The 14,854-nt window shown below is 57.2% G+C and carries 16 protein-coding genes; 10 read left to right on the top strand and 6 right to left on the bottom strand.

The window, feature by feature from the left end:
- Positions 1–145: 145 nt before the first annotated feature.
- Positions 146–1,639, bottom strand: coding sequence for a CoA-acylating methylmalonate-semialdehyde dehydrogenase (locus ACODS3_RS23400; protein WP_304575717.1), 1,494 nt, complete (start codon positions 1,637–1,639; stop codon positions 146–148).
- 43 nt (positions 1,640–1,682) lie between these two features.
- The gene (gene aptA, locus ACODS3_RS23395; protein WP_201018103.1) at positions 1,683–3,029 is read right to left on the bottom strand and encodes an omega-aminotransferase AptA; all 1,347 of its coding nucleotides are present in this window, start codon (positions 3,027–3,029) and stop codon (positions 1,683–1,685) included.
- 111 nt (positions 3,030–3,140) lie between these two features.
- Between aptA and ACODS3_RS23390 the strand changes: the two genes are divergently transcribed.
- From ACODS3_RS23390 to ACODS3_RS23360, 7 genes are all read left to right on the top strand, one after another.
- Positions 3,141–4,061 (top strand): LysR family transcriptional regulator, encoded by a 921-nt coding sequence (locus tag ACODS3_RS23390; RefSeq protein ID WP_201018104.1) that lies wholly within the window; start codon positions 3,141–3,143, stop codon positions 4,059–4,061.
- A 176-nt stretch (positions 4,062–4,237) separates the two neighbouring features.
- On the top strand, positions 4,238–5,635 hold the full coding sequence (locus ACODS3_RS23385) for a uracil-xanthine permease family protein (protein WP_304575716.1): 1,398 nt from the start codon (positions 4,238–4,240) through the stop codon (positions 5,633–5,635).
- 84 nt (positions 5,636–5,719) lie between these two features.
- Positions 5,720–6,382: a TetR/AcrR family transcriptional regulator gene (locus ACODS3_RS23380; RefSeq protein ID WP_201001849.1), complete on the top strand. Its 663-nt coding sequence runs from the start codon at positions 5,720–5,722 to the stop codon at positions 6,380–6,382.
- Positions 6,383–6,414: 32 nt separating this feature from the next.
- Positions 6,415–7,008 carry an IMPACT family protein gene (locus tag ACODS3_RS23375; protein WP_489036502.1) on the top strand — a complete coding sequence of 198 codons (594 nt, stop codon included), beginning with the start codon at positions 6,415–6,417 and terminating at the stop codon, positions 7,006–7,008.
- A 523-nt stretch (positions 7,009–7,531) separates the two neighbouring features.
- Positions 7,532–9,085, top strand: a complete 1,554-nt coding sequence (locus ACODS3_RS23370) for an ABC transporter ATP-binding protein (protein WP_489036501.1) — start codon at positions 7,532–7,534, stop codon at positions 9,083–9,085.
- An 11-nt stretch (positions 9,086–9,096) separates the two neighbouring features.
- The gene (locus tag ACODS3_RS23365; protein ID WP_201001846.1) at positions 9,097–10,197 is read left to right on the top strand and encodes an ABC transporter permease; all 1,101 of its coding nucleotides are present in this window, start codon (positions 9,097–9,099) and stop codon (positions 10,195–10,197) included.
- On the top strand, positions 10,197–11,123 hold the full coding sequence (locus tag ACODS3_RS23360; RefSeq protein WP_201001845.1) for an ABC transporter permease: 927 nt from the start codon (positions 10,197–10,199) through the stop codon (positions 11,121–11,123). The genes ACODS3_RS23365 and ACODS3_RS23360 overlap by 1 nt, the downstream gene beginning before the upstream one ends.
- A 101-nt stretch (positions 11,124–11,224) precedes the next feature.
- Here the strand turns inward: ACODS3_RS23360 and ACODS3_RS23355 are convergent, their stop codons facing one another.
- From ACODS3_RS23355 to ACODS3_RS23340, 4 genes are read right to left on the bottom strand one after another with little or no spacing between them, the layout of a single operon-like run.
- On the bottom strand, positions 11,225–11,857 hold the full coding sequence (locus ACODS3_RS23355) for a BRCT domain-containing protein (protein ID WP_489036498.1): 633 nt from the start codon (positions 11,855–11,857) through the stop codon (positions 11,225–11,227).
- On the bottom strand, positions 11,814–12,260 hold the full coding sequence (locus tag ACODS3_RS23350; protein WP_489036496.1) for a hypothetical protein: 447 nt from the start codon (positions 12,258–12,260) through the stop codon (positions 11,814–11,816). Before ACODS3_RS23350 ends, ACODS3_RS23355 begins: the two co-directional genes overlap by 44 nt.
- Positions 12,257–12,742 carry a hypothetical protein gene (locus ACODS3_RS23345; RefSeq protein ID WP_489036495.1) on the bottom strand — a complete coding sequence of 162 codons (486 nt, stop codon included), beginning with the start codon at positions 12,740–12,742 and terminating at the stop codon, positions 12,257–12,259. Before ACODS3_RS23345 ends, ACODS3_RS23350 begins: the two co-directional genes overlap by 4 nt.
- Before the next feature lie 55 nt (positions 12,743–12,797).
- On the bottom strand, positions 12,798–13,211 hold the full coding sequence (locus ACODS3_RS23340; RefSeq protein WP_489036493.1) for a hypothetical protein: 414 nt from the start codon (positions 13,209–13,211) through the stop codon (positions 12,798–12,800).
- Positions 13,212–13,293: 82 nt separating this feature from the next.
- On the opposite strand from ACODS3_RS23340, the gene ACODS3_RS23335 reads away from it, so the two are divergent.
- The 3 genes from ACODS3_RS23335 (at position 13,294) to ACODS3_RS23325 (ending at position 14,760) form a co-directional block, all read left to right on the top strand.
- The gene (locus ACODS3_RS23335) at positions 13,294–13,644 is read left to right on the top strand and encodes a MerR family transcriptional regulator (protein ID WP_304575709.1); all 351 of its coding nucleotides are present in this window, start codon (positions 13,294–13,296) and stop codon (positions 13,642–13,644) included.
- Positions 13,645–13,678: 34 nt separating this feature from the next.
- The gene (locus ACODS3_RS23330; protein ID WP_201018114.1) at positions 13,679–14,365 is read left to right on the top strand and encodes an SDR family oxidoreductase; all 687 of its coding nucleotides are present in this window, start codon (positions 13,679–13,681) and stop codon (positions 14,363–14,365) included.
- A 113-nt stretch (positions 14,366–14,478) separates the two neighbouring features.
- Positions 14,479–14,760 carry a helix-turn-helix domain-containing protein gene (locus ACODS3_RS23325; RefSeq protein ID WP_489036491.1) on the top strand — a complete coding sequence of 94 codons (282 nt, stop codon included), beginning with the start codon at positions 14,479–14,481 and terminating at the stop codon, positions 14,758–14,760.
- Positions 14,761–14,854: the final 94 nt, after the last annotated feature.

Below are 14,854 nucleotides of genomic sequence, written 5' to 3'. Positions count from 1 at the left end.
CTCCGTCTGCGCCGGAAGTGGGGCGAATTATAGAGACATTAAATCGCCCGTCAACCGTTAATTTCAAAATACTGTCATAAATATCTGCTAGCCCAATAAACACCGGGGGAGGTCTTCATGAAGACCTCCCCCCAGCATCCATTACTTACAGACTCGGGAAAGCGAATTGCGACGCTTCATGGCTGGCCCTCTGCGGCCAACGCTGGGTAATGGCCTTGCGGCGAGTATAGAAACGCACACCATCCGGGCCATAAGCATGCAGGTCACCAAACAATGAACGCTTCCAGCCGCCGAAGCTGTGGTAGGCAACCGGTACGGGCAGCGGGACGTTAACACCGACCATCCCGACTTCGATTTCATCACAGAACAAACGAGCCGCCTCACCATCACGAGTGAAGATACAGGTGCCGTTGCCGTACTCATGCTCATTGATCAACTGCATCGCTTGCTCAAGGCTAGCGACACGCACGATGCACAGCACCGGCCCGAAGATCTCTTCTTTATAGATGCGCATCTGCGGCGTCACCCGATCAAACAGGCAGCCGCCCATGAAGAAGCCGTCTTCATGGCCTTCAATACGAATATCGCGTCCATCGACAACCAGCGTCGCTCCAGACTGAACGCCATCATCTATATAGCCACTGACCTTTTCGCGGTGCTGCCCGGTAACCAGCGGCCCCATGTCCAGACCACAACTGGTACCTGCACCGATTTTCAGGCTCTTGATCTGCGGAACCAGCCTGGCCACCAGCGCATCGGCAATCTGATCACCGACACAGACCGCAACCGAAATCGCCATGCAACGCTCGCCGCACGAACCATAAGCGGCACCCATCAGGGCACTGACTGCGTTATCGAGATCGGCATCAGGCATCAATACCGCATGGTTCTTTGCTCCACCCAGCGCCTGAACACGCTTGCCTCGCGCAGCGCCTTCTTTATAGATGTACTCGGCAATAGGCGTAGACCCCACAAAACTCAGCGCCTTGATCTCTGGTGCTTCGATCAGTGCATCGACGGCAACCTTGTCGCCATGCACGACATTCAACACGCCCTTGGGCAACCCGGCCTCGTGCAGCAACTGCGCGATCAGCAAGGTGGAACTCGGATCACGCTCCGAAGGCTTGAGAATGAAGCAATTGCCGCAAGCAATGGCCAATGGATACATCCACAACGGCACCATGGCCGGGAAGTTGAACGGTGTGATGCCCGCAACAATGCCCAATGGCTGAAAGTCCGACCAGGCATCGATGTTCGGCCCGACATTACGGCTGTACTCACCCTTGAGGATTTCCGGCGCAGCACAGGCGTACTCGACGTTTTCGATCCCGCGCTTCAGTTCGCCCGCCGCATCTTCCAGAGTCTTGCCATGCTCTTCGCTGATGAGCTGAGCGATACGCGCTTCGTTCTGCTCCAGCAGTTGCTTGAAACGAAACATCACCTGGGCACGCTTGGCCGGCGGCGTATTGCGCCAGGCCGGGAAGGCAGACTTGGCCGAGTCAATGGCTTGTTGCACGGTTTCGCGACTGGCCAGCGCGACGTCATGAATCGCCTGACCTGTCGACGGATTGAATACATCCGCAGTACGCCCGTTATCGGAAGTGAGTTCACCGTGAATCAAGTGTTGGATACTGCTCATGCAAAATGGCTCCAGAAAATTTGCGTCTATATACCGGTGCTAATCAGTCAATAAGGTTGAGCGCCTCACCTACGGCATCGAACAATCGATCCAGCTCTTGCGCCTTGCAGTTGAAGGTAGGGCCGAACTGCAGGGTGTCGCCGCCAAAGCGCACATAGAAACCGGCCTGCCACAACTTCATCGCTGCCTCGAATGGGCGAACGATGGCATCGCCATCACGCGGCGCAATCTGAATGGCGCCCGCCAGCCCGTAGTTACGGATGTCGATAACGTTCTTTGTGCCCTTGAGGCCATGCAGCACGCTTTCAAAATGCGGAGAGATTTCAGCGACCTGCTGGACCAGATTCTCACGCTGCAACAACTCCAGCGCCGCCAGACCTGCCGCACAGGCAACCGGGTGAGCGGAATAGGTATAGCCATGCGGGAATTCGACGGCATATTCCGGCGTTGGCTGGCTCATGAAGGTTTGATAGATCTCGCTACTGGCAACCACGGCCCCCATGGGGATTGCACCGTTGGTGACCTGCTTGGCAATGCACATCAGGTCAGGCGTGACACCGAAACTGTCGGCACCAAACATGGAGCCTGTACGACCAAAACCGGTAATGACTTCGTCGAAGATCAGCAGGATATTGTGTTGGTCGCAGATCTCGCGCAGGCGCTTGAGGTAACCCTGCGGCGGAACGATTACACCAGCCGAGCCCGCCATCGGTTCAACGATGACAGCGGCGATGTTCGAGGCGTCATGCAACTCGATCAGCTTGAGCATTTCATCGGCCAGTGCAATACCGCCAGCCTCAGGCATCCCTTTGGAAAAAGCATTGCCGGGCAACAATGTGTGCGGCAGATGGTCGACATCCATCAGTTGACCAAACATCTTGCGGTTACCATTCACGCCACCCAGGCTGGTGCCGCCGATATTCACACCATGATAGCCACGAGCCCGACCAATCATTTTGGTCTTGGTCGACTGGCCTTTCAGACGCCAGTAAGCACGCACCATTTTCACGGCGGTATCGGCGCACTCGGAACCGGAGTCGGTATAGAAGACGTGATTGAGATTGCCCGGCGTCAACTCAGTGATTTTTTCCGCAAGCTGGAACGACAGCGGATGACCGAACTGGAACGCTGGCGAGTAATCCAGAATCCCGATCTGTTTCGCAACGGCTTCCTGGATTTCCTTGCGGGTATGCCCGGCACCGCAGGTCCACAGCCCGGAAAGCCCGTCATAGATCTTGCGGCCCTTGTCGTCGGTCAGGTAGCTGCCATGCGCAGCAACGATCATCCGCGGGTCGCGCTGGAAATTACGGTTGGCGGTGTATGGCATCCAGTGAGCGTCGAGCTTCAATTGGCTGGATACAGGCACATCGGACAGTTCGAGCGCATTCATTGGAATGGACCTCGCAGGGTGTAGGGCAGGAGTGATTGCAGCCAAAGTGCCACGGAGATAAAGTCTGAAAAATCCAACTTTTAAGATCTTTAGTTAGGTAACTACTAAACGATGAGCATTCGTCGCACAGATCCATTGGCCCAAGTCAGTGATTTCGATATCCGTCTGCTGCGCATATTCAAAAGCGTAGTCGAGGCAGGCGGTTTTTCGGCAGCCGAAAGCGTGCTCGGGATTGGCCGTTCGGCCATCAGCCAGCAGATGAGCGATCTGGAGCAGCGCCTCGGCCTGCGCTTGTGCCAGCGAGGACGCGCCGGGTTTTCCGTGACGGATGAAGGCCGTGAGGTCTATCAGTCATCATTGCAATTGCTCAGTGCGCTTGAGAGTTTCAGGACCGAAGTCAACGGCCTGCACCAGCATCTGCGTGGCGAGCTGAACATCGGCCTGACCGACAATCTGGTGACCTTGCCCCACATGCGCATCACCCATGCCCTGGCGCAATTGAAAGAACGCGGCCCGGACGTCCACATCAATATCCGGATGATCGCCCCCAACGAGGTGGAACAAGGAGTGCTGGACGGGCGGCTGCATGTAGGCGTCGTGCCCCAGGCCAGCGCCCTGCCCGGTCTTGAATACCAGCCGTTGTACAGCGAGCGGTCCTTGCTTTATTGCGCAGTCGGACACCCTCTGTTCTATGTCGACGATGCTGAACTTGAGGATGAGCGCCTGGCAGCCCAGGAGGCCATTGCCCCGACCTTTCGTTTGCCGACCGATATTCAGGCCCATTATCAGGCGCTCAGGTGTACCGCCAGCGCATCGGATCGCGAAGGCATGGCCTTTCTGATTTTGACCGGCCGCTATATAGGCTATCTACCGGACCACTACGCCAACGTCTGGGTCCAGCAAGGCAGGCTGCGAACCTTGAAACCGGGCTCACGGTTTTATGATCTGAGCCTGGTCTCCGTCACTCGCAAGGGGCGTCGCCCTCATTTGGTGCTGGAAAGCTTTCTGGAGAGCCTGGCTGCTACGCGATAACGCACCCAAGGCGAAAAACGGCCGAATACCGCGCCAGCCAGAACATATAAAAACAGCGTATCTATCTGAAACGAATGAACATGTATCGATAGAACAGAAAATAACCTGAGCAATTGGACAGGTTTTTGCAACGTGCCTGGCTAAGACGTGACCACACCTCATTCCGAGCGCTCGACATGCAGCCTGATACTTGCGACAACAATGACTTGCTCTATGGCCTCAACGATCGGCCAAAACCGTTAACGGCCATACTGGCAGCACTGCAACATGTCCTCGCCAGCTTCGTCGGCATCATTACTCCACCCTTGATCATCGGCTCTGCACTGGGACTGAGCGCTTACCTGCCGTACCTGATCAGCATGGCCCTGATGGTTTCCGGCACAGGAACCTTCATCCAGGCCCGTCGCCCGTTCGGCATCGGTGCAGGAATGATCTGCCTGCAAGGCACCAGCTTCGCCTTTCTCGGCGCAGTCCTGTCCGCCGGCTTCATCGTCAAGCAACGCGGCGGCAGCCCGGAAGACATCATGGCGATGATCTTCGGCGTCTGCTTCTTCGGCGCACTGGTGCAGATCGTCCTCAGCCGGTTCATTGGCCAATTGCGACGCATCATCACGCCACTGGTTACCGGTATTGTCATTACGCTGATCGGTATCAGCCTCATCAAGGTCGGCGTCACCGACCTGGGAGGCGGCTTCAACGCGCCGGACTTCGGAGCCCCCGTCAACCTCGCACTGGGCGTATTCGTTCTCGCGATCATTATTGTGCTCAACCGCTCCAGCACTCCCTGGATTCGTCTGTCCGCGATCATCATTGGCCTGGCCATCGGCAGTGTGGCGGCGTGGATGAGCGGCAAACTGGTCCCGCAACCCATTCATGATTTGCCACTGATCAGCGTGCCGGTCCCGTTCAAGTTCGGCTTCAGTTTCGACTGGACGGCTTTCCTGCCCGTCGCACTGATTTACCTGATCAGCAGCATCGAAACCGTCGGCGACCTGACCGCCAACTGCATGCTGGCACGCCAACCCATCAGTGGCCCGAGCTATGTGGCCCGGCTAAAAGGCGGCGTGCTGGGCGATGGCGTCAGTTGCATGATTGCCGCCACCTTCAGCGCGTTCCCCAACACCACCTTTGCCCAAAACAATGGCGTGATCCAGTTGACCGGGGTCGCCAGCCGTTATGTCGGCCTCTACATCGGAGTTGTGCTGTTTCTGCTCGGCCTGTTCCCCATGATTGGCGCCGTCGTGCAGCAGATTCCCAAACCCGTGCTGGGCGGCGCGACACTGGTGATGTTTGGCAGCGTCGCGGCAGCAGGTGTGCGCATTCTTGCCCAGGCACCGCTGGACCGACGCAGCATGCTGATCATTGCCACCTCGTTCGGTGTTGGCCTGGGTATCGCCGCGCAACCTGCGCTGCTGCACCATATGCCACAACTGGTCCAGAACCTGTTCGACTCGGCAATCACCAGCGGCGGCATTACGGCCATCGTCATGTGCCTGCTGATCCCGGAAGAAAAATCTGTCGTTCTCAAGGAAAACTACGAGCAGCCAGCCAAAGTCCTTGGCCACCAAGAATAATTTTCCTACATGAATGCTTGTCGGATTCACGCGGGTGCGTTATCTGTTCACCCGTTGCACCCTATGACCTGTCCGGACCTGCACATGACCCTTGAAGTCCCAGCGCACAGTACTCACGGCACCAAGCCTGCAAGCCGTATTCGCCAGAAAAACGAAGAAACCATCATCAAGGCCGCCGAAGATGAATTTGCCCGCCATGGTTTCAAGGGCACCAGCATGAATGCAATCGCGCTGAAGGCCGGGCTGCCGAAAGCCAACCTGCATTACTACTTCACCAACAAGCTTGGTCTGTATGTCGCCGTGCTGAGCAATATCATCGAGCTCTGGGACAGCACCTTCAACAATCTGACTGTCGAAGACGATCCGGCCGAAGCGCTGGCCCGCTACATTCGCGCCAAGATGGAGTTCTCTCGCCGCAACCCTCAGGCCTCGCGAATTTTCGCGATGGAGATCATCAGTGGCGGAGAATGCATGGGCGAGTTTTTCAGCCAGGATTACCGCACCTGGTTTCAGGGCCGCGCCGCCGTGTTCCAGGCCTGGATCGACGCCGGTAAAATGGACCCGATCGACCCGGTCAACCTGATCTTTCTGCTGTGGGGCAGTACTCAGCATTACGCCGACTTCGCCACCCAGATCTGCCGGGTAACCGGTCGCAACCGGCTGACAAAGCAGGACATGGACGATGCCAGCACCAATCTGATCCAGATCATTCTCAAAGGATGTGGGCTTACGCCGCCGGTCTTGTAATATTCGGACCTTGTCGTTTGCTGGAAGCCCCCATGCCTTTTACCCTCCCCGGCCCTTGCGAATATCGTGAAGAGATTCGCAAGAGCCGTTTCATCACCCTCGCGGCGCCTATTGCCAGCCCGGCCGAAGCCCAGGCCTTCATCGAACAGCACAGCGATCTGGATGCGACTCATAACTGCTGGGCCTGGAAACTGGGTGCCCAATATCGCAGCAGCGATGACGGCGAGCCGGGAGGTACGGCTGGCAGACCGATACTGGCAGCCATCGAAGCCCAAGAGTTCGATCAGGTCGTGGTGCTGGTGATTCGCTGGTATGGCGGCATCCAGTTGGGGACCGGAGGGCTGGCAAGGGCTTATGGAGGAGGCGCCAACAAATGCCTGCAACAGGCGCAGCGTGTGCCGCTGATCAATCGCGAGCACTTCAATCTTGAATGCAGTTTCAGCGAGCTGGCAGTGGTCAAAGTACGACTTGCCGAATTCAACGGGCTGGTGGAAGCCGAAAACTTCACCGCCAATGGCGTGGAAATGTCGATTGCCATCGGTCCGGAACATATCGCCACACTGCAACGCCAACTGGCGGATTTGAGCCGCGGCAGAATTCTCCTGCATCCAGCCTTGAATCAGTAATTCGCGGTTTCCCGATTTCAGGCATGAGTTGCCCACATCTACTGTGCATCCGGCTGTGGATAAGCTGAGCACATCAGGCTGCAAGCCTTACCGGACGTACGGCACAGACAAGTGATCGTTTTTTGCACAACAGCCCGCCAACGGGATAAAAGCAATGCTAAAACAGCGTCTTAACGCTCTTTAGCACCATTGGAAGCTACTGAAGATTCCTTTATTACCGGGTTTTCGGCTTGCGCACAGTTACTGTGGAACAACCTGTGGATAACAGGTGCAAGGGTCGCGCAATCGCTTGGGGTATCGACCTTGCCGCGCGCTGTACATTTTTTGCACAGCCATGATGTGCCATATTGAATCTTTCTCTCTGCGGGACGCCCCGAACTGGTGCCAAAGCTGTCGAGGCACCGGCTTCATAAACCTCGTAGCGCCCTGCATGCGGCCACCCGGCAACATTCGCCACAAACCTGACTCACTGGCCAGGATTTTGCTTATCACCCGGCGACCCACTCTATGATCCGAGCCTGTCATGCCAAACCACGCGCTGCCCCCGCGCCTGCAACTGCGTCATATCACCAAGCAATACCCTGGCTGTCTGGCCAACGACGCTATCGATCTGAGCATCCAGCCCGGCGAAATCCATGCCCTGCTGGGTGAAAACGGTGCTGGCAAAAGTACGCTGATGAAAATCATCTACGGCGTTACCCAGCCGGATTCGGGCTCGATCACCTGGCACGGCGAAGCGCTGACCATGCGCAACCCGGCGCAAGCCAGAGGGTTGGGGATCGGCATGGTGTTTCAGCATTTCTCTCTGTTCGAGACACTGACCGTCGCACAGAACATTGCACTGGCCATGGGCAGCGCAGCAGGTACGCCCAAACAACTGGAGCCGCGCATTCGCGAGGTATCGCAACGCTACGGCATGGCACTGGAGCCACAGCGACTTGTCCACAGCCTGTCGATTGGTGAGCGCCAGAAAGTCGAAATCATCCGCTGCCTGATGCAGGATATCCGCCTGCTGATTCTGGACGAACCCACCTCGGTGCTCACCCCCCAGGAGGCCGACGAGCTTTTCGTCACCTTGCGACGCCTGGCCGGGGAAGGCTGCAGCATCCTGTTCATCAGCCACAAGCTGGGTGAGGTACGAGCCTTGTGTCACAGCGCGACGGTGCTGCGTGGCGGCAAGGTTTCCGGGCATTGCATTCCTGCGCAATGCACCGATCTGGAACTGGCGCGGTTGATGGTGGGCGATGCAGAAGGACTGACCGCTCAATACGAGAAGGCCAGTGGCGCAGCGCCTTTCCTCCAAGTCGAAAAACTGTCCTGGCATAACCCCGATCCCTTTGGCTGCTCGCTGCTGGATGTGAACCTTGAAGTGCGCAGCGGCGAGATCGTCGGAATTGCGGGCGTCGCGGGCAACGGACAGGACGAACTGCTGGCCTTGCTCAGTGGTGAACAGACACTGGCCAGCGCACAGGCTGCGACTATCCGCTTCGCAGAAACCAATGTCGGCAACCTGCGCCCGGACGCGCGCCGCAAACGCGGCCTGGCTTTTGTCCCCGCCGAACGCCTGGGCCATGGCGCGGTTCCCGAACTGAGCCTGGCCGACAACGCCCTGCTGACCGCCTTTCAACAAGGTCTGATCAGCAACGGGCTGATCCAGCGCAGCAAGGTGCGGGCGCTGGCCGACGAAATCATTCGCCGCTTTGCGGTCAAGACACCCGATTCCCAGGCCGCGGCACGCAGCCTGTCAGGCGGCAATCTGCAGAAATTCATTCTGGGCCGCGAGATTCTGCAAAACCCGAAACTGTTGGTGGCCGCTCACCCGACATGGGGCGTCGATGTCGGCGCAGCGGCTGCAATCCATCGCGCCCTGATTGCTTTGCGTGATGCAGGCGCAGCGATTCTGGTGATTTCAGAAGACCTGGACGAACTGTTCCAGATCAGCGACCGACTCGCGGCCCTTAGCAGCGGCAAGCTTTCGCAACTGGTCCCCACCGAACAGACCAACGCCGTGCAGATCGGCGGCTGGATGGCGGGACAGTTCGATCATTCTCACCCCCAAGCCGTCGCGCTGGGTTAACGGAGCCAAACATGCTGCTTTCCCTGGAACCGCGCGGACAACAATCGCGCGCCATGCTGTGGTGTTCGCCCTTGCTGGCGGCCGCCCTGACACTTGTCTGCGGCTCGCTGCTGTTCATCGGCCTGAAGCTCGACCCGTGGGTGACGCTGCATACCCTGCTGATCGCACCGGTCAGCGACTGGTATGGCGTCTCGGAATTGATGGTCAAGACCTTGCCAATCCTGCTCTGCGCACTCGGGCTGGCGGTCGCCTATCAGGCCCGAATCTGGAACATCGGCGCAGAAGGCCAATTGCTGCTGGGCGCATTGGTCGGCAGCGCAGTGGCGGTCAACGTGATCGAAATGGAAAGTCGCTGGGCGCTGGTGATGATTCTGATCGCCGGGACTCTGGCTGGCGCGGCATGGGCTGGAGTGACGGCCTGGCTGCGTACTCATTTCAATGCCAATGAAATCCTCACCAGCATCATGCTCAACTACATCGCCCTGAACCTGCTGCTGTTCTTTGTCCACGGGCCACTAAAGGACCCGGCGGGCATGAACTTCCCGGAGTCAGCCACCTTCGGCGATGCCAGCCGCCTGCCGCTTTTGACGGAAGATGGCCGCGCCCACGCGGGTGTGTATTTCGCCCTGCTGGCGCTGGTGGCGGTCTGGGTGTTGCTGCAACGCAGCTTTGTCGGCTTCCAGATAAAAGTGCTGGGGCTGGACAAGCGGGCGGCGGGGTTCGTGGGCTTTCGTGAAAAGCGTCTGGTCTGGCTGGCCCTTTTGATCAGCGGTGCACTGGCTGGGCTGGCGGGCGTCAGTGAAGTGACCGGCCCCATCGGCCAACTGGTTCCGCAGGTATCGCCCGGTTATGGCTATGCCGCAATCACGGTGGCCTTTCTCGGACGCCTGAACCCCATCGGCATTCTGTTTTCCAGCCTGCTGATCGCCCTGCTGTACCTGGGCGGCGAGCAAGCGCAAATGACCCTCAACCTGCCACTGGCCATTACGCAACTGTTCCAGGGGATGATGCTGTTCTTCCTGCTGGCCTGCGATGTGCTGATCCTTTATCGCCCGCGCCTGAAACTGCGCTGGGCCAAACGCCAGATGGCGCCTGTCGCGGGAGCCGCGTGATGGATATCGATCTACTGAGCAATATTTTCTACGCCATGATTCGTTGCGGCACACCGCTGCTGCTGGTGGCCCTGGGTGAACTGATCTGCGAAAAAAGCGGCGTCATCAACCTGGGTCAGGAAGGCATGATGCTGTTCGGTGCAGTGATTGGTTTCATCATCGCCCTGAGCACCGGCAACCTTTGGCTGGGTGTGCTGCTGGCCATGCTGGCGGGCATGCTGCTGTCGGCGTTGTTTGCCATTGTGGCTCTGCTATTCAATGCCAATCAGGTTGCCACGGGCTTGGCGCTGACCATTTTTGGCGTGGGCCTTTCAAGCTTTGTCGGCGCAGCCTGGGTGGGCAAACCCCTGCATGGTTTCGAGCCGATGGCGATTCCCTTCCTCAGCGATATCCCGCTGATCGGTCGCATGCTGTTTGCACAGGACCTGCTGGTGTACCTGTCATTCGCGCTGTTTGCGTTGGTGGCCTGGGTACTGCTCAAAAGCCGCATCGGCCTGATTATCCAGGCCGTCGGCGAAAACCCCGATGCCGCCAGCGCCATGGGGTTGCCGGTATTGCGGGTACGAACCCTGGCGGTGCTGTTCGGAGGAGCAATGGCAGGCTTGGCAGGCGCTTATCTGTCCCTGGCCTACACACCGATGTGGGCCGAAAACATGAGCGCGGGGCGCGGCTGGATCGCCTTGGCACTGGTGGTGTTCGCCAGCTGGCGAGTCTGGCGCCTGCTGCTGGGCGCCTACCTCTTCGGCCTCGCCAGCATCCTGCATCTTGTGGCACAGGGTATCGGCCTGGCGATCCCCTCCAACCTGCTGGCGATGTTGCCGTATGTGGCGACCATCATCGTGTTGGTGCTGCTGTCGCGTGATGCGCTGAGAACCAAACTGTATGCGCCGGTTTCATTGGGGCAGCCGTGGCAGGCGGGGCATTGAGGGTGCCCCCGTTTCGCGAATGAGCGGAGCGCCGCCCGATTCGCTTACGCCGTAATGCCGAACCGGTAGGAGAGACTTCAGTCGCGAAGGCGTCTGACAGACTATCCAAACAAAGCCTGCTGCCAATGCTCTTCACTGACAATGGCAATAGGTACACCTGTCTCTCGAAGCTCTACAGCTTTCTTGATCTTGAGCCCGTAACTACTATGAAGCCATTGGTCATTGCCAATGCTGCCAATGACAAGAAAGTTAACCTTCTTGCTGAGAGTGCCTCCAATCAGGCCACCGCGCTCAACGACCAGTGCCTCGCAGTGTTTCCTTGGACCGTACGCCATCGTGCCGGTAAACATGAAAACGTTATTTTCCCAGCTGAAAGCAGGAAGCGGATCGTTGAGCGGCAAAGTGCTCGGCGTCGAAAAGTTCACCGACGAGGTCTTTTGACCACCACCAAATTGTTTAAGAAGACTAAAGAGCTCCTGAGACTCGTCCTCATCAAGAATCCCATCGCTCAACATGTTTTCCAGTCGACGATAAAGAATGTTAACCACTGGATCGTCAAGGTGAGCGAGATTGGCCTCAATCCACTCCTTGAGAAAAAGCGCCTCCATCTGATTGATCTTGCCATCAGCACACAAACCAGCGCTGATGCCGATCAAGGCATCTACAGATCGTTGATCCATCCGGGCTGCGTTAAAAAAGCGACTGTTCTGAAACTCCTGATGCAAGTCGACCATCGACCATTTCTCCATCGTTGACTGTTGCAGTGGTCTTACTGAGGTACTTCGACTGTTCCGGAGTAAAGGTGACAATCATGCCGGTTGCCGAACATGTCAGCCTGTACTCCTTGGAGAGATCAATATCGAGGTCTTCTCCTCTCAACCCCTGCCATTGAGCCAAGTACTTCAGCGACCCGAATTTTTCGCGTTTTTTCAAGGTGTGCGAAACACCGCCTTTCCACCCCAGGATTGGCAATTGGTTTGCTAGACATCGGGCTGCCAGTTCCTCCAGTTCTTTGGCACGCTCACGCCCGTTTTCCCAGCACTGAATCAGCCCTTTGTCGTCAGCTTCCCAGATTTGGGCATGGGTCAGTCCAGTTCTGACTGGCTCAGTAATCTTGCGATAAACATGAGTCGTCATGCTGGCTCATTACCGTTTTCAGATGGCGGAAACTCTGTGCCGTGACGCAAATATGCGATAACAGCACTTTGGGTCGTTTCCAGAATTCGCTCATTTGCCAGACCTGTTTTCGCGTCATTGAGGCGATACAAAGCCACTTGTGCGTAACCCTCCTTGCCCTTGGAAGCGCGAGAAATCTGAATGGCACGCAACTCTGTTTTCAAAGCGGCGCCCCAATCACTCGATGCGAGCGGTGTGTTGAAAATGAGTGACCGGCTGGATAAGGAAAAACTCTTTTCATTGAACAGGCGCTTGTAGCCCTTAATCCCTGATCTGGTCTCGGGCAGAAGGCTATAACCAAGAGCAGCTGTATGCACCCGATGGACTGCGAATAGCCATCCACGGAGGAAATCGCCGTCGTAGAAGTCATCGTGTGCAACCCAGTCGTGTCTGGGTTTGGTAGAAATTTTCTTTGCCGGGGTTTCGGGGACAGGTATCGACATCGGCCTCTCCATGGCCAGGGATCTTCATACTTTCTACTGGCAGCAAAAAATGATGTCAAGATGATTGCTCGCCATCACTCCGCACCGGCCATAACTGCACAACAGCCCAAACCAGCTCCATCACCATAATCCCGATCAGCAAGCTGCTGGCGCCGTGCATAAGCGCATAGCCCTGCCAGGCGGCAAACAGTAATCGTCCCGCCGCGTCATAGCGGCCGAATACCTGCTGTGGATCACGGATGCGCAGTACCGCCCACACGCAGACAATCGAGCCCAGCAAATTTGCCATCAGCATGTGCATGGGCTCGAACGTTGGTAATTCTCCCGGCAGCCCCCACTGTTGGCTCAAAGTCGATAACATTCCGTGCAGCGCCATGAACGTCCAGGGCGTAGCGAAAGCGGCGGTGACGATCAGGTCGTACCAGGCGCTGGCACGGACCACTTGGCGATACTGTCGGGTTTGCCACATAAAACAGGTCCTGTTGATTGAGATACCAACAGGCTAAAGGGTGGAGTACGCTCCAGGGTCAAGCCCTTAAGGACAGGATTGCATGCGCATTGGTGAACTGGCTCAAGCCACCGCCGTCAGTCGCGACACGCTGCGCTTTTATGAGCAGCGCGGCCTGATTTCAGCCCAACGCACCGGCAACGGCTATCGTCATTACCCAGTGGAGACGGTGCAACTGGTGCAATTCATCAAGGTTGCGCAGCGCCTGGGCTTCAGCCTGAACGAAATAGGCAATAACGTGGCCGAACTGTGGAAGGCACCCGCGCCGGATATCGCGATTGCCCAACTGCTTCGGGACAAGCTGACGCTGATCGACACACGTATTGCGGAGCTGGGTGACTTGCGTAGCGAACTTCAAGCACGTCTGCACCAGAGTTGCCCGCTGAGCCCCTGAAGTTTTTCTCTTTCAACTGCCAAGGAGTTTTTTCATGACTGCTACCAAAACCGCTCTGATCATCGGCGCATCCCGTGGCCTGGGACTCGGGCTGGTCCAGCGTCTGACCGAACAAGGCTGGAATGTGATTGCAACCGTTCGCGATCCGCAAAAGGTCGATAGCCTCAAGGGCATTTCCGGGGTACGCATCGAAACGCTGGATATCGATGAAGTCGCGTCGCTGGAAGTGCTGGTCCAGAAGCTCAAGGGCGAAGTGTTCGATGTGCTGTTCGTCAATGCTGGCGTGATCGGGCCCAAGCATCAAAGCGCAGCCCAATCCACCGCCGCCGAACTGGGCCAGTTGTTCCTGACCAACGCCGTTGCACCGATTCGTCTGGCAGAACGTCTGGTCGACCAGATTCGTCCGCAGACCGGCGTCCTGGCCTTCATGAGCTCGGTGCTCGGCAGCGTCGCCTGCCCGGACGGAAACGAAATCGCCCTCTACAAGGCGAGCAAGGCCGCACTCAATTCCATGACCAACTCCTTCGTCAGCAAACTGGGCGAAAATCGTCCCACCGTCCTTTCCCTGCATCCGGGCTGGGTGAAAACCGAAATGGGCGGCGAAGGTGCCGATATCGACGTCCTGACCAGCACCACTGGCCTGGTCAAGCAACTCAACGACTACGCCGGCAAGGGCGGGCACCACTTCATCAACTACAAGGGCGAGACGATTGTCTGGTGAAGCAACACACTGATGGATGAACGGGTTCTGCTCTGGCTTTCAGAGCAGGACCACTCATGAATGTCGGTGGCTCACAATCGTAAATGGCTGCGTGATTTGATGAGAAGTTAACAATGAACGACGAACACATCTTTTCCAGTGTCTGGGATGCCCTTGCCAATACCACTCAAGAGGCAGCTCACTTGACGTTACGCTCGACACTCATGATCGAGCTGAACGAATCCATCAAGAAATGGCCTGGCACCGATACCGAAAAAGCGGCTCGCCTGGGGATTACCAAGCCACGTTTTTCCAACTTGAAGTCCGGGCGAGTGGATCTGTTCAGCCTTGACGCCCTGGTCGATCTGACGGCAAATGCAGGGCTTGTTGTTTCCATGCGTCTGGATGCAGCCTGATTACAAGCCAGGTGTTGATGTTTGATTGTGAGTTGAGCGAGTAATACACTTCTTCGTCTTGCCCGTGCATTGTTCACAATCACCGGCAACCCTG

The organism is Pseudomonas sp. FG43 (genome assembly GCF_057809175.1).
The sequence above is the reverse complement of the archived record's forward strand: the minus strand, read 5'-3'. Positions and strand labels throughout refer to the sequence as shown.

Excerpts from the sequence above, each read along its gene's own strand:
- aptA (WP_201018103.1), bottom strand. The coding sequence starts at position 3,029 with ATGAATGCGCTCGAACTGTCCGATGTGCCTGTATCCAGCCAATTGAAG.
- ACODS3_RS23375 (WP_489036502.1), top strand. The coding sequence starts at position 6,415 with ATGCCTTTTACCCTCCCCGGCCCTTGCGAATATCGTGAAGAGATTCGC.
- ACODS3_RS23350 (WP_489036496.1), bottom strand. The coding sequence starts at position 12,260 with ATGACGACTCATGTTTATCGCAAGATTACTGAGCCAGTCAGAACTGGA.
- ACODS3_RS23385 (WP_304575716.1), top strand. The coding sequence starts at position 4,238 with ATGCAGCCTGATACTTGCGACAACAATGACTTGCTCTATGGCCTCAAC.
- ACODS3_RS23325 (WP_489036491.1), top strand. The coding sequence starts at position 14,479 with ATGAACGACGAACACATCTTTTCCAGTGTCTGGGATGCCCTTGCCAAT.
- ACODS3_RS23355 (WP_489036498.1), bottom strand. The coding sequence starts at position 11,857 with ATGGTCGACTTGCATCAGGAGTTTCAGAACAGTCGCTTTTTTAACGCA.
- ACODS3_RS23400 (WP_304575717.1), bottom strand. The coding sequence starts at position 1,639 with ATGAGCAGTATCCAACACTTGATTCACGGTGAACTCACTTCCGATAAC.
- ACODS3_RS23345 (WP_489036495.1), bottom strand. The coding sequence starts at position 12,742 with ATGTCGATACCTGTCCCCGAAACCCCGGCAAAGAAAATTTCTACCAAA.
- ACODS3_RS23330 (WP_201018114.1), top strand. The coding sequence starts at position 13,679 with ATGACTGCTACCAAAACCGCTCTGATCATCGGCGCATCCCGTGGCCTG.
- ACODS3_RS23390 (WP_201018104.1), top strand. The coding sequence starts at position 3,141 with ATGAGCATTCGTCGCACAGATCCATTGGCCCAAGTCAGTGATTTCGAT.
- ACODS3_RS23370 (WP_489036501.1), top strand. The coding sequence starts at position 7,532 with ATGCCAAACCACGCGCTGCCCCCGCGCCTGCAACTGCGTCATATCACC.
- ACODS3_RS23335 (WP_304575709.1), top strand. The coding sequence starts at position 13,294 with ATGCGCATTGGTGAACTGGCTCAAGCCACCGCCGTCAGTCGCGACACG.
- ACODS3_RS23365 (WP_201001846.1), top strand. The coding sequence starts at position 9,097 with ATGCTGCTTTCCCTGGAACCGCGCGGACAACAATCGCGCGCCATGCTG.
- ACODS3_RS23360 (WP_201001845.1), top strand. The coding sequence starts at position 10,197 with ATGGATATCGATCTACTGAGCAATATTTTCTACGCCATGATTCGTTGC.
- ACODS3_RS23380 (WP_201001849.1), top strand. The coding sequence starts at position 5,720 with ATGACCCTTGAAGTCCCAGCGCACAGTACTCACGGCACCAAGCCTGCA.
- ACODS3_RS23340 (WP_489036493.1), bottom strand. The coding sequence starts at position 13,211 with ATGTGGCAAACCCGACAGTATCGCCAAGTGGTCCGTGCCAGCGCCTGG.